The sequence below is a fragment of the Nocardiopsis akebiae genome (genome assembly GCF_018316795.1).
Taxonomy (GTDB): Bacteria; Actinomycetota; Actinomycetes; order Streptosporangiales; family Streptosporangiaceae; genus Nocardiopsis; species Nocardiopsis dassonvillei.
In genome coordinates, this window is the sequence record NZ_CP074132.1 from 5,407,152 (window position 1) to 5,420,880 (window position 13,729).

Below are 13,729 nucleotides of genomic sequence, written 5' to 3' on the forward strand. Positions count from 1 at the left end.
CTCTCTGGGGTGATGCAGCCAGCGCGCGGGGTGGCGCTGGCCGTGACGAGCCGGTCGTCGGGGGTCGGACGACCTCCTAGCGCTCCGCGAAGTGGCAGGCTGCCGCCTGGTCACCGTCGTTCACGGCGAGGATCTGGGGCTCGACGCTCCTGCACTGCTCCCGGTCGGGTTCGGAGAGCGTGGCGAACTTCTGGCATCTGGTCCGGAAGCGGCAACCCGAGGGCGGGTCGGCGGGGCTGGGCAGATCGCCGTCCAGAACGATGTGCCTGCGTGTGCGCTCCCTCTCCGGGTCGGGGACCGGGATCGCTGACAGCAGAGCCTGGGTGTAGGGATGGGCCGGACGGGAGTAGACCGAACGGGTGTCGCCGATTTCCACGATCCGGCCGAGGTACATGACCGCCACCCGGTCGGCGATGTGGCGGACCACCGAGAGGTCGTGTGCCACGAAGAGGTAGGCCAGGCCGAGTCGCGCCTGGAGCTCCTGCAACAGGTTCACCACGCCCGCCTGGATGGACACGTCCAGGGCCGAGACCGGTTCGTCGAGTACCAACAACCTAGGCTCCAGCGCCAGGGCCCTGGCGATGCCGATGCGCTGGCGCTGGCCGCCCGAGAACTGCGCGGGGAAGCGTGTGGCGTGCTCGGTGTTGAGGCCCACCAGGTCGATCAGCTCGTACACGCGGCGGGTGACGTCGGCGGGAGCCCCGCCGTGGGTGCGCAGGGGCTCGGCGATGATGTCGAACACCGTCATGCGCGGGTCGAGCGAGCTCATCGGGTCCTGGAAGACGATCTGCATGTCCCGGCGCAGTGCGAATCGGTCGGCCCGCCCCAGGGCGGCGACGTCCCGGCCCATGACGGAGACACCGCCGCGCTGCGGCTTCTCCAAGCCCATGACCTCCATGAGCGTGGAGGACTTCCCGCAGCCGGACTCGCCGACCAGGGCGAGGGTCTCGCCTTCACGGATGTCGAAGTCGATGCCGTCAACCGCGAATACGGTGCCCACACGCCTCTTGAACACCGCGCCCTTCATCAGGGAGTGGTGCTTGACGAGGTCGGTGACCCGCAGAACCTCCGGTCGGTCCTCCCGAGGCACGTCGGAGGACGGGGTCTCGGGGATCTCCGGTACCGGGTAGATGTCCTGTGCGGTCCACTCCTGTTCGGTGATCTCGCCGGAGCGGATGCACGCCACCCTCTGGGTTTCGGCGTCGGCCTCCGCGGCTACAGGTGCCGCCTCGGCCCCTCGGGCTCGGATCTCCTCCTCGGGGGGTTGCGAGCCCACCGCCAGCAGCTCGGGCTCGGCCAGCTCGCACTCGGGCCGGACGAGGGGGCAGCGCGGAGCGAAGGGACATCCGGGCGGCAGGTCCGACAGCGACGGCGGGGTGCCCTTGATGGGGACGAGGGCGCCCTGGTCCTCCAGGTCCATGCGGGGGACGGCGCCGAGCAGGCCCATGGTGTAGGGCATCCTGCTGCGGTAGTAGATGTCGTCGACGCGGCCGGTCTCCACCGGGCGGCCCGCGTACATGACCAGGACCCGGTCGACGAACCCGGCGACGACGCCGAGGTCGTGGGTGATCATCACGATGGCCGCGCCGGTCTCCCTGCGGGCGGTGCGCAGCAGGTCGAGGATCTGCGCCTGGATGGTGACGTCCAGGGCCGTGGTGGGCTCGTCGCAGATGATGACGTCGGGGTTGTTGGCCATCGCCATGGCGATCATGACGCGCTGGCGCATACCGCCGGAGAACTCGTGCGGGAAGGAGCGGTAGCGCTGTTCGGCGTTGGGGATGCCGACCAGTTCGAGCAGCTCCACCGCGCGGGCGCGGGCCCTGGCCCCGGGGGCGGAGGGATCGTGGATCAGGACGGCCTCGGCGAGCTGGTCGCCGACCGTGTACACGGGGGTGAGCCCGGACAGCGGGTCCTGGAAGACCATGGAGATGACCTTGCCGCGTTTGCGGGCCATGACGCGGTCGTCCAGTCCCAGGATCTCCTCGCCGTGCAGGCGCACGGAGCCGGTGATCCGTGCGTGGTCGGGCAGCAGCCCCATGGCGGCCATCGAGGAGACGGACTTGCCGGAGCCGGACTCGCCCACGATGCCCAGCACCTCGCCGCGGCGGACGGAGTAGCTCACCCCGCGCACGGCGCGCACGTCGGGGTTGCCGTTCATTCCGGGGAAGGTGACGGTGAGGTCGGTGACCTCCAGGACCGGAACGTCCTTGGCGAACCCGCCGGAGGCGCTCTCTGCGGTCACGATGGTGTCGGTGGTCATGCTGTACCCCCTCAGGACCGGCGCGACATGGACTGCGGGTCGAGGGCGTCGCGCAGCCCGTCCCCGATCATGTTGACCGCCAGCACCATCAGCACCAGCAGGACTGTGGGAAACGCGAACATCCACGGGGCCGTGGTGGCGAACGCGGAGCCGGAAGCGATGACCATGCCGAGGCTGATGTCGGGAGACTGCACGCCCAGCCCGAAGTAGCTCAGCGCGGTCTCGCCGATGATCGCCGTGCTGACCGTGATAGTGGCGTCCGCGATGAGCAGTGATGACATGTTGGGCAGGATGTGGCGCAGGATGATCTTGTGCGGAGGGACGCCCATGAAGCGCGCGGCGTGGATGTACTCGCGCTCGCGCAGGGAGATGGTCAGGCCCCGGATCATCTTGGAGGTGACCATCCAGCTGAACGCGGCGAGCAGGACGACGAGGACGAGCCAGCCGCCTTGGCCGACGAAGTGCTTGGAGAGGATGGCCAGGATGACGAAGTTGGGCAGGACCAGCGCCAGATCGGCGATCCACATCAGGGCCCGGTCCGGCACCTTGCCGAAGTAGCCGGCGAAGGCGCCGACCAGGGCGGCCACGGCTGTGGAGATCACGGCGACCAGCAGGCCGATGAGCACAGAGGTCTGAAGACCCGCGGTGGCCTGGGTGAAGACGTCCTGGCCGGTGCGGTTGGTGCCCATCCAGTGTTCACCCGAGGGGGCTTCGAGCAGAGCGGCGTAGTCGCGCTCACCCACTTCCCAACCGCTGACGAGCGGACCGACGAAGGCGAAGAGGGCCAGCAGGGAGAGCATGACGATGCCGACGACGACCCGTCGGGTGCCCAGGAGTTGGCGTACGACGTCCTTGAACCGGCTGGGGGCCGGCGGCACCGTCGGCGCCTCGACGGGCTCCTTGCTCTTTTCGATCGTGCTCATGGCGTGCTCTCCAGGCGGACTGGCGCGGTCGTGCGCGGTGGAACATTGCGGGCGGCGGCGGGGGAGGCGCTCACACCCGCACCCGGGGGTCGAGCCAGGCGTAGAGGATGTCCGAGAGGAAGGACGCCGCCATGATCGTGATCGCCATGAACCAGGAGACGGCAGCGACCACGTGGACGTCCTGGCGGAAGATGGAGTCGATCAGCCAGGCCCCCATGCCGTGCCAGCCGTAGATCTTCTCGGTGAAGGTGGCTCCCGACACCAGGGCACCGAAGGTGAAGGTGAAGTAGGTGATGGTGGGGATCAGAGCGGTGCGCAGGGCGTGCTTGAACAGGGCCTTCCTGCGGGTGAGGCCCTTGGCCATGGCGGTGCGCACGAAGTCCGCGTTGAGCACGTCCAGCATCATGTTGCGCTGGTAGCGCGCGAAGGAGGCGAAGAGGGCGACCGCCAGCACGACCGTGGGCAGGACGGCATGGTGGATCCGGTTGAGCAGCAGTTCCCACCACGGTCCGTCGAAGCCCGCCGAGTACTCTCCCGAGTAGCGCAGCAGTTGGAAGCCGAGTCCGTCGTTGATCGTGACGGCGAGCACCTGGACGACGATCGCGATGACGACGGTGGGCACCGAGAGCACGAAGAAGGAGGCCGCCGTGGCCGCCTTGTCGAATCTGCGGTACTGGCGCACGGCGGCGTAGGCGCCGACCGCGATGCCGATGGCGCTGCCGAGGACGGTGGCGACCGTGATCAGGCGCAGGGTCACGCCCGCCTTCATCCACATCTGCTCAGTGACGTCGACGCCCTGGATGGTCCTGCCGAAGTCGCCCTGGACCACCCCGCCGAGCCAGACGGCGTAACGCTCGGCGAGCGGCGCCTGGTCGTTGAGGTTGAGCGCGTCCAGTTGGGCGTTGACCGCCTCCGGCGTCGGCGGCGGCTGCATCTGCTCGAAGTATCCGCGCGGATAGAGGTTCGTCGCGGCGAGCAGGTAGGCGAAACTCGTCGCGAGAAAGATCAGCACGACGTAGTTCAGCAGCCGCCTGGCCAGGAACTTGCCCAAAACTATCTCCGAACCTCACGGCCGAGCCCGGCACTCGTCCTGTTGTGCGCGGTCGTCGCCGGGGGCGCCCGCGGTCGGGGGTCCGAAGGGCCGGAGAACGGTGCCATCGGTGGATGGCACCGTTAAGCCTTCACGATCCCGCGACCACCGGCGGGGGTCGCTCCCGGTGACTGCCGAAACACGCTTGCGCCCGGTTCACGATCCGTGACCGGAATGTCAAGAGTCTGCGGTGAGCTAGACACTCGACGGTAAACACTGCATCAAGAAAAGACAACAGTGCCCAATTGAGCACCCGATTGCAGTCGATTTGTCAAGTTTCACACGTTCTGCAATGAAATAACTCTGTACGGTAACCGACGACTGGCGTGAACTGGGAAAACACACTCCATGCCCCCTGCGGGCACGCCTCCGGCGGCCTTACATTCGGACATACGACCACAAAAATGTCGCTAAACGGTAATCTGCCGCAGCATGGTCGAAACCACCCTCCCGCGGGCCAGGGGCCACCACAGGACGGTTTCACGAAAGGCGCGGAAGTGCTCGGAGAACACCCGTGGTCCGCACGGAAGTGTCTCCCCCGCCCGCCCCGGAGGTGTCAAGCCCGGCTCACGGCCGCCGTTGAGCCGCACTTGGGCACCCGCGCGCCGCGCGTGCGGCCGGAGCGCTCCCGCACGGCCGTGCCGGACGCGGCCAGGGGCACGAGCCGTGGCACCAGGGGCGCGGGCGAACCCGACCGCGCGATCCCCCACCAGGTGCCCAGGGAACGCGCCGCGTCGCCGACCATCCCCAGGACCGTCCAGGTCACCGGGCCGGCCAGGGCGGCGCCCCTTCCCCGGTGCCAGGACGCCAGGTGCGGCACGACCAGGGCCGCTCCCGCGGCCAGGGCGGCGCGGCCGGCGCGTCCTGCGGCGCCGCCTCGCCGCGGCGGCCGGTCCAGACCCGCGAGCGGGTCCGGGGCGATCGGACCGGGCACGCCCGGGACCCCGCGACCGCGCCGTCCGAGCACCGCGGCGCCCGCCACCGCCGCGGCCAGCGGCCACCAGGCCGTACGGACCGCGCGCGTGCCCGTGCGCACGGTGTGCGCGAGGTCCAGCCCGGCCAGCCGCACCGCCTCGGGCAGCGGAGTGCCCGCCCCGGCCACGAGGGCGCCCGTCACCGCCGCGCCGCCCAGCGCACCGGCGGCCAGGGCCGCGGCGGGGCGTCCCGCGAACAGCAGGGCGAGCCCGACCGCGCCCGTCCAGGACAGCGCGGGTCCGGCCGCGCGTGCGCCGCGGCGGCGGGCCAGGGGGCCGGCGACCGCCCCGGAGGTGAAGCAGGCGCTAAGGTACGCGCCCAGGTCGGTGGTCGGCGGCGCCCACACCCTGGAACGGGGCTCGTACCGCACCGACCAGCCCTGTTCGGCGAGCCGCCACAGCAGGTCGAGCCCGGCGGCGGAGCCGAGGCCGGGGTCGAGGTCGGCGGCGCGGCGGCGCAGCACCAGGACGGGGACCGGCCGCAGCGGGTCGGTGTGCCCGTTGGCAGGTCCCGGGCGCTCCTGCCAGGGCAGGGCGTGCCCCCAGGGCAGGACGGGGGCGGGGTCGGCGCCCCGGTCAGCGCCCGTCCCGCGGGCGACGGCGGCCACGGTCATCCGCGTGTGGCCCAGGCAGGCGGAGCGGTCGGTCAGGACCCGGGGCACCACGGCCGCCACCTCCGGGTCGGCGAAGTGGCCGAGCGCGGTCTCCAGCCACCCGGGGCCGGGACGGGTGCCCGCCTCGACCAGGGCCACGAACTCGGCGGAGCACGCGCGCAGCGCCGCCGCCCGGGCCCCGGCTCCCCCGGCCGGACCGGGGACGACGCGGGCGCCCCGGCCGCGGGCCGCACGGGCTTCGGGTCCGGTGGCCCCGACGACCACGGTCCGCGTCCCGTGGCGGTGCTCGTCGAGGTGGTCCAGGGTGGCGTGCAGCGCGGCGGAGCTGTCCAGTCCGACGACGGCCACCTCGACCGTGCCCCCCGGGGCGAGGGGCAGGGGCCGGGGGTGGGCGAGGCCCGCCCCGATGAGGTCGCGGGCGAACAAGCCCTCCTCCGCGTCCCGCGGCACCGCCCGGCTCAGCCAGCGGATCAGCGCGCTGACCCGCTCCGGGCTGAGGCGCACCGCCCGCGGCGGGCTGCCGCCGACGAGGACGCGCCCCTCGTCGGCCAGGCGCGCCGCGCGGTCGATCTCGACGCCGAGACCTGGGGGCAGGGGCGCGCGGGAGGGCATGTCCACACCCTGACCGGTCGAGCACAAGCGCGCAAGACCATGGGAGGCACAAAATTTCGCAGAGCTTGACCTAATCGTTATCGATGCTCACAGGCCCCACCAGTTCCGAAACACGGCACATATCCGTGCCCGGCCACCCCCGCGATCCGATCGAACAGCCCCTTTTTCCAGCTCAGCCGGGGTTATCCTGGCCAAGCCAGGTCAGCTGGGTTTCCGGGGAGGCACGGAGCGTATGCTAAGCGCGAATACGCCCTTCAGTGTCGTAGGGCACATCCGCCACCCGACATGACCCACCACTCCGGACCGCTCCCAGGACCCACCACCGCCTCGGAGGAAGTCTCGCGGCTTCCCTCCTCCCTCCTGTCGCCGCCCTTGCGCGTGACGCGTGGCGCACCGACGCACCCCTCCCTGTCCCAGGGGGCCCGGGCCCGTGCGGCCACCCCGCGCCGTGACCCGTTACACGGGCACGGACGCCTTCGAGGGCCCGGCACTTCCGTTGCCATGACCGCCGCGAACACACGTCCTCGGGGAGTGAACCCAATGTGTGACACCGCAGCACCCCACTGTCCCCCCGCCGTGCTCCACACACACGACCCCACCTGCGGGGCCGCCTCCTCGCAGCCGGACGCACTCCAGGTCCCGGTGTCTTCGTCCCGTCCCTTTCAACGTCCGGCGAGTTCCATGGAAGAGCGCACCCCGTACAGCACAGAGACCGCCTCCAGACCGGCGCGGCGGCGCTTCCCCGGCCTGCCGAGCCAGATCGCCTACGCGAGGAGGTTCGTCGCCCGGCAGCTGGTCGCCTCGCCGGAGCTGACCACGGCGACGCTGCTCACCAGCGAGCTGGCCACCAACGCCATCACGCACAGCGCCTCGGGCCGGGCCACCGGCAAGTTCGAGGTCTGTGTCCACCTGGCGCCCGGGTGGGCTCGGGTGGAGGTGCGGGACCTGGGCAACGTGGCCGAGGAGCCCGAGCCCCAGCACCGGGACCCCTACGACACCACCGAGCACGGTCGGGGCCTGGATCTGGTCGAGGCGCTCTCCAGCAAGTGGGGCACCGAGCCCCGCGGTGACGGGATGGGCCGCAAGGTCTGGTTCGAGCTCGTGTGGGACCGCGGGTGCGAAACCTCGGCGGAGGACGCCGACGAGGCCGTCCTCTCCGACTGACCCGGTACGCGGGTCACCGCCCGCCCCGTGGGCGGGCCCACTCCCCCGGACACGGAGCGAAGCGGAGCGGAGCCCCGGAGCACGGACCGCTCGGGGCCGCGCCGGTACGCCGCCGCGTCCGGGAGAGCGCGCCTACTCCCCGGCGTCGGCCCTCGGGGGCGCCGCCGCACCGCCGTCCTGGCCGGGCGCGGGCAGTCGGTAGCGCTCGTAGAGTTCGCGCGCGTAGTCCTTGGCCTCCTGCGACGGTTCCTCGCCCAGCTCGTCGCGGACCAGGTCGTCGAGGCTCTTGTTCGTTTCGTCCATGGGACGCAGCCTGCCTGGAGTGCGCGGATAGCACAAATCGCCGCTCCGGTGACGCAGCGACAGGCCCGATAACACACTCCTCGCGAAGTTGCGCCCGTGGTCCGCCCGCGTCCGGGCGGCGGGCACCGCCCCCGGACCCGCGGCCCGGGGGCGTTCCCCGCTTGCCCGGAGGAGGGCCCCGCGGCCCCCTCCGGAAGGTCTCAGGAGCGGCCGGGCGCGTGCCCGCCGACCTCCTCTCGCAGCTGTTCCAGCACCCCCGACAGCAGCCGCGACACGTGCATCTGCGAGTAGCCCAACCGGTCCGCGATCTCGGACTGGGTGTGGTCCCCGAAGAACCGCAACCGCAGGATCTCCCGCTCCCGCGCGGGCAGCCGCGCCAGCGCGGGCCTGAGCGACTCGCGCTCCACCACCCGGTCCAATGCCGTGTCCTCACAGCCCAGGTGGTCCTCCAGGCGCGTGCCCTCCTGGCCCTCGGCGTCGGAGGAGTCGGGCGCGTCCAGCGACAGCGACCGGTAGGACTCCGAGACCTGCGCCAGCTCGCTGACCTCGGCCTCGGGCAGCCCCATCTCGTGGGCCAGCTCCGCGATCGTGGGCGTGCGCGCGTGCTCCTGCTGGAACTCCCCCGTCACCCGGCGCAGCCTCACCCGGTTCTCCTGGTGGCGGCGCGGCACCCGCACCGCCCAGGTGTGGTCACGGAAGTGCCGCTTGATCTCCCCCGTCACCGTGGGCAGCAGGTAGGAGACGAAGGGCTTGCCGCGGTCCGGGTCGTAGCCGCGCACGGCCTTGGCCAGACCCACCATCGCGGTCTGCTTCAGGTCATCCAGCGGCTCGCCGCGCCCCCCGTAGCGGCGCGCGATCTTGTTGATCAGGGGCTGGTAGAGGACCATGACCCGCTCACGCAGTCCATTGGCCCGCGGGTCGCCCTCCCCCAGCCCTCCGAGTACGGACAGCAGCTCCTCCGCCGTGGCGTCCTCGGCGGGCATCGGCCTGCGGGGCCTGGGGATGACGGTCGTGTGGTCTGCGGCGGTTCGGGACGTTTGCGCGCTGTTCTCGGACAAGAGAGGACCCCCCGGTGCTCTGTCCTTCTGTGCTTGTGTCGCCTGTCAGCACCTGCGGCTCGGCCCTCGCTCCTGACGCGCTGTCGGGAGCTCGGATCGGGCGGGGGACGGTCGCCGTGCGAGGAGTACGTTCCCTCAGAAACGCCTTCAAAAGCGACGGGGCGAAAAAAGTTGTCGCGCGACAAATATCCTTCGATCCCCATGCGGTGACTCTGCGCGCACGAAGGCGGGCGCCGCACTCCGCGCTTGCACCCCCGCAGGCCCACGGGGCACGGCGACCGCGCCCTTCCCGACCGGCGGGCCGGGCGCGGATACCAGCCCACTACCGCCAAGTCGTTCCATGAAACACTTCGGCAGAATTTTTCCTTATCGAACTCACGTTCGCGCCACTGCGGCCGGTCGACGCCCCGCAGACGCGAAGCCGGACGCCCGGACAACGGCGAGGGGCGCCCCGCGCAGTGCGCGGGGCGCCCCCGAACCGGGAACGGCCTGGGCTCAGCCGACCGGCTCCTTGGTGCGCTCGGTCCCGGCGGCCGCGGCCCTGCGCTCCCCGCGCAGCTCGCGGCGCGCCTGCCTGCGGGCCGCGCCGCGCTGGCTGCCCCACTCCACCAGCTGGTAGAGGACGGGGACCAGGATCAGCGTGAGCACGGTGGAGGACAGCAGACCGCCGATCACCACGATCGCCAGCGGCGCGGAGATGAACGCCCCGCCACCGGTGATGCCCAGGGCCATCGGGGTCAGCGCCGCGACGGTCGCGAGCGCCGTCATGAGGATGGGACGCAGACGGTGCCGGGCACCCTCCACGATCGCCTCCCTGAGCGGCATCCCGTTGTTCTGGTTCTGGTTGATCAGGTCCATCAGGACGATGGCGTTGGTGATCACCACACCGATGAGCATCAGCATGCCGACCATGCCCGCCACACCCAGCGGGGTACCGGTGACCAGGAGCAGCCCCAGCGAACCGGTGATCGCGAACGGCACCGAGATCAGCAGCATCAGCGGCTGGAGAAGGCTCTTGAAGGTCGCCACCATGATCAGGTAGCAGATGACGATCGCGGCGACCATCGCCAGCATCAGCTGCGCGAAGCCCTCGCTCTGGTCCTGGCTGACGCCGCCCAGGGTCGCGGTGGCGCCCTCGGGAAGGTCCATGGTGTCCAGGGCCTGCGTGATCTCGGCGCTCACCGCGCCCAGGTCGGAACCGGTGGCGCTCGCCGACACGGTTGCACTGGTGATGCCGTCGATCCGGGTGAGCTCCGGCGGCTGCCGCACCTCGGTCACCTCGGCGACGTCGGACAGCGGGACCGCCTGGCCGGTCGGCCCCGTGACGGGCAGGTCCTCCAGATCGGCCACGGTCCGGGGCGCCTCGTCGACGCGGACCACCATGTCGCGGCGCGTGTCGTCGAGGGTGACGGTTCCGACGTTCTGCCCGTTGAAGGCGGCGGTGACCTGCTGGCCGATCATGGCCTCGGTCATGCCCCGCTCGGCGGCCTCCTCGCCGTCGACGCGGACCTCCAGCGCGGGCTGGGACTCGGAGATGCTGTTGGCGACGTCGTCGGCGCCGTCGATGCCGCGCAGCTCCTCCTCGACCATCCCGGCCGCCTCGGCCAGGGTGTCCTGGTCGTCGGCGCTGACCCGCACCTCGATGCTCGAACCGCCCATGGCGGCCATGGCGCTCAGGCGCGGCTCGTACTCGGTGTCCAGGTCCTCCAGGGCCGTGCGCAGCACCTCGCGGTTGCGGGTCTGGTCGGTGTCGGGGTCCGCGGTGATGCTGTAGTCCACCTGGGCCGCACCGCCGCCGCCCATCATGGCGGCCATACCGCCGCCGCCGACGTTGGTCTGGTAGGACTCCACCCAGGCGTAGCCGGCGAGGAGGTCCTCGACCTTGGCCGCCTCCTCGTCGGCGACATCCAGGGACGTGCCCGGGGGCAGCTCCTGGACGACCTGGTAGGTGTTCTCCTCGGACTGGCCCATCCAGTCGGTCTCGATGCCGCTGGCCATGACGACCGTGCCGCCGAAGATGAAGACGCTGGCGAGGAGCGTGGTGATCGTGGCGGTCCTGCGCTTGGTGGTGATCCAGCGGATGACCGGCAGGTAGGCGCGCTGGAGCGGGCTGCGCATCTCCCGCTCGTACTCCTCGCGCTCGATCTCCTCCTGGGTGGCGTCCCCGATGTCCCTGGGGCTCATGAACCAGTAGCACAGCACCGGGATGAGCGTGATGGAGACGATCAGGGAGGCGGCGAGGGCCAGGCTGGCGGTGACCGCGAACGGCAGGAAGATCTCGCCGACCTGGCCGCCGACGAAGGCCAGCGGCAGGAACACGGCGATGGTCGCGAGCGTGGAGGAGACCACGGCGGCGGCGACCTCGCGCACGCCCTGCTTGACCGCGGCCATCCGCTCCTTGCCGTAGTCCAGGTGCCTGCGGATGTTCTCCAGGACCACGATGGAGTCGTCCACCACGCGCCCGATGGAGATGGTGATGGCGGCGAGGGTGAGCATGTTCAGCGAGAAGTCGAACGCCTGCATGCCCAGGAACCCGATCAGCACCGAGACCGGGATCGACACCGCGATCACCAGGGTGGAGCGGATCGAGAACAGGAAGACCAGGATGACGATCACGGCGGCCAGCAGGCCCATGCCGCCCTCTTCGAGCATCGCGACGATGGACTCGTTGATGTAGGGGGCCTGGTCGAAGACCACGCTGATGTCGATGTCCTCGCCCAGGACGTCGGCCTGGTCGTCCAGGACCGCCTGGACTCCCTCGGAGACCTCGACGGTGTTGCCGTCGGGGGTCTTCATGACCATGACGCCGATGCTCGGGTCTCCGTTGACGCGCGCCAGGCTGGAGGCCTCGTCCTGGACGAGTTCGACGTCGGCGACCTCGGAGAGCCGGACCGGGTCGGCCGGGGCGGCCGGGGGCGCGCCGGGCGCCGCGGCGGACATGTCCGCGCCCGCGGCGGCGGGCTGGAGCCAGACCTCCTCGACCTGCTCGATCGAGGTGAACTGGTCACCGGTGGTCACGCTCAGGCTGCGGCCGTCGGACTCGACGTCCCCGCCCGGCTGGAGCAGGCCGCTGGACTGCAGGGCGTCCACGAGGCTCTGCGGGGACAGGCCGTTCTCGGCGAGTTCGTCCTCGTCCGGCGTGACGACCACGTCGGACTCCACCGCGCCGGTGAGCGTCGCCGAGCGCACGCCCTCGACGGACTCCAGTTCGGGGATGAGGTGGGTCTCCAGCGGGTCGACCATGGCCTGGTCGTCGCCGTCGGCGGCGCCCGCCGCGAGCATCACGACCGGCATCATGTCCGTGCTGAAGGACATGACGCTGGTGTCGACGCCCTCGGGAAGCATGCCCGCGACCTGGTCGACGGCGATCTGGGTCTGGCGGACGAGGTCGTCCTGGTCCTGGCCGTAGTCGAACTCGACCGTGACCTGGGAGGAGCCGGTGCTGGAGGTCGAGGTGACCGTGGTGACGCCCGGGACGCTCTGGACGGCCTGTTCCAGCGGCTCGGTGACCTGGCTCTCCACCACCTGGGGGGCGGCCCCCTGGTAGGTGCCGGAGACCATCACCATCGGCAGGGACATGTCGGGGAAGAGCTCGCGTTTGGCCGACGCCGCTGCGAGGACTCCGAAGAAGAGGACTGCCAGGGTGATGAGCAGGACCAGTGCCCGGTTGCCGAGCGACATGACCGCGGCGCGGTTCATACCTGGGTCCCTTCCACGCTGGTGGCAGCGGTCCCCGTCCGGGGGAGACCCGCGGCGCGGGCCCTTGCGGCCGATCTGGACATGAGAGGTTCTCGCTCCTAGTTCACTGCGGACACGGGGCGGGCCGTGATGTGTGGGTCGTCGAGCGCGTGTACGCGCCGGGGCAGCACACGGTCGTCCGCCGGTTCCGGGACCGGGATCGAAGGTGTGGTGACAGCGGTACCGGTGTCCGGCTGCCGGGTGCGGGGCGGCCGTGTCGGCCGCCTCTGCCGGGCCTCGTGCACCTGCCGGGCGCTCTACTCACCATACGTCGCGTTATATCGGGACTTGGGGCTCTCCCCGCGCGATTCAGGGAAGTCTCAGGGACGCGTCAGCCTTCTGGCAGGGTCGGTTTCTGACCAAAGTAGGTGTCCTCATCCGTAAGTCGGAGCCGGATGGGATGAAATGCGGCGTCCTGTGCCCGCGCGGAGGGCGCGCCCTGTAACGGACATCACGGTGGCAACTTCCGGCCAACCGGAAACGGTCCGGACACGGGGACACCGGGGGTGACGGGGCGGGTGCGGCGGGGAGCCAGGCGCCCGGACACGCGGTGACGGGGAGGCGTGCGCCCGGTGCGCACGCGCACCGGACCGGCCGCCGCCGGACGCCGCCGGACGCCCCCGCGGCGGCGGCGCTCAGGCGGACCGGGGCTCGCCGGGGGCCTCGTGCGGCTGCGCGGTACCCCACACCACGCGCAGGAGGTCCTCCAGGGCGTGGGCCAGGGAGTCGTCCACGAGTGCGTAGCTGACCTGGCGCCCGCGCGCGGAGGTGCTCACCAGACCGCAGTCGCGCAGGCAGGCGAGGTGGTTGGAGACGTTCTGGCGGGTGAGCCCCAGTTGGTCGGCGAGTCCGGCGGGGTAGTGGGGACCGTCGAGGAGCGCCAGCAGGAGGCGGCAGCGGGTGGGGTCGGACAGGGCGCGGCCGAGCCGGTGGATGGCGGACAGGCGCTGCTCGGAGGTCAACATGAAAACCATTGTACATGGCTTGCTGTAT

The 13,729-nt window shown here is 71.1% G+C and carries 9 protein-coding genes; 1 reads left to right on the forward strand and 8 read right to left on the reverse strand.

Annotated elements, in window-relative coordinates; genetic code table 11:
* Nucleotides 1-76 precede the first annotated feature (76 nt).
* The 4 genes from KGD83_RS23090 to KGD83_RS23105 form a co-directional block, all read right to left on the reverse strand.
* Nucleotides 77-2,260: a dipeptide ABC transporter ATP-binding protein gene (locus tag KGD83_RS23090; protein ID WP_212641148.1), complete on the reverse strand. Its 2,184-nt coding sequence runs from the start codon at nt 2,258-2,260 to the stop codon at nt 77-79.
* A gap of 11 nt (nt 2,261-2,271) precedes the next feature.
* Nucleotides 2,272-3,183, reverse strand: a complete 912-nt coding sequence (locus tag KGD83_RS23095) for an ABC transporter permease (protein WP_212641149.1) — start codon at nt 3,181-3,183, stop codon at nt 2,272-2,274.
* 70 nt (nt 3,184-3,253) lie between these two features.
* Nucleotides 3,254-4,234 (reverse strand): ABC transporter permease, encoded by a 981-nt coding sequence (locus tag KGD83_RS23100; RefSeq protein WP_212641150.1) that lies wholly within the window; start codon nt 4,232-4,234, stop codon nt 3,254-3,256.
* A 595-nt stretch (nt 4,235-4,829) separates the two neighbouring features.
* Nucleotides 4,830-6,473, reverse strand: a complete 1,644-nt coding sequence (locus KGD83_RS23105; protein ID WP_212641151.1) for a family 2 glycosyl transferase — start codon at nt 6,471-6,473, stop codon at nt 4,830-4,832.
* A gap of 681 nt (nt 6,474-7,154) precedes the next feature.
* Between KGD83_RS23105 and KGD83_RS23110 the strand changes: the two genes are divergently transcribed.
* Nucleotides 7,155-7,637, forward strand: coding sequence for an ATP-binding protein (locus KGD83_RS23110; protein ID WP_212641152.1), 483 nt, complete (start codon nt 7,155-7,157; stop codon nt 7,635-7,637).
* 132 nt (nt 7,638-7,769) lie between these two features.
* On the opposite strand, the gene KGD83_RS23115 is transcribed toward KGD83_RS23110, so the two are convergent.
* From KGD83_RS23115 to cmtR, 4 genes are all read right to left on the reverse strand, one after another.
* Entirely contained in the window at nt 7,770-7,940 is a 171-nt protein-coding gene (locus KGD83_RS23115; RefSeq protein WP_212641153.1) for a hypothetical protein, read from the reverse strand.
* Nucleotides 7,941-8,140: 200 nt separating this feature from the next.
* The gene (locus KGD83_RS23120) at nt 8,141-8,998 is read right to left on the reverse strand and encodes a SigB/SigF/SigG family RNA polymerase sigma factor (protein ID WP_212641154.1); all 858 of its coding nucleotides are present in this window, start codon (nt 8,996-8,998) and stop codon (nt 8,141-8,143) included.
* A 495-nt stretch (nt 8,999-9,493) separates the two neighbouring features.
* Nucleotides 9,494-12,697: an efflux RND transporter permease subunit gene (locus KGD83_RS23125; protein ID WP_212641155.1), complete on the reverse strand. Its 3,204-nt coding sequence runs from the start codon at nt 12,695-12,697 to the stop codon at nt 9,494-9,496.
* Between the two features lie 674 nt (nt 12,698-13,371).
* Entirely contained in the window at nt 13,372-13,701 is a 330-nt protein-coding gene (cmtR, locus tag KGD83_RS23130; RefSeq protein ID WP_212641156.1) for a Cd(II)/Pb(II)-sensing metalloregulatory transcriptional regulator CmtR, read from the reverse strand.
* Between the last annotated feature and the right edge of the window lie 28 nt (nt 13,702-13,729).

Coding starts and splice junctions, on each gene's coding strand:
- KGD83_RS23090 (WP_212641148.1), bottom strand. CDS start 2,260: ATGACCACCGACACCATCGTGACCGCAGAGAGCGCCTCCGGCGGGTTC.
- KGD83_RS23095 (WP_212641149.1), bottom strand. CDS start 3,183: ATGAGCACGATCGAAAAGAGCAAGGAGCCCGTCGAGGCGCCGACGGTG.
- KGD83_RS23105 (WP_212641151.1), bottom strand. CDS start 6,473: ATGCCCTCCCGCGCGCCCCTGCCCCCAGGTCTCGGCGTCGAGATCGAC.
- KGD83_RS23110 (WP_212641152.1), top strand. CDS start 7,155: ATGGAAGAGCGCACCCCGTACAGCACAGAGACCGCCTCCAGACCGGCG.
- KGD83_RS23115 (WP_212641153.1), bottom strand. CDS start 7,940: ATGGACGAAACGAACAAGAGCCTCGACGACCTGGTCCGCGACGAGCTG.
- KGD83_RS23125 (WP_212641155.1), bottom strand. CDS start 12,697: ATGAACCGCGCCGCGGTCATGTCGCTCGGCAACCGGGCACTGGTCCTG.
- cmtR (WP_212641156.1), bottom strand. CDS start 13,701: ATGTTGACCTCCGAGCAGCGCCTGTCCGCCATCCACCGGCTCGGCCGC.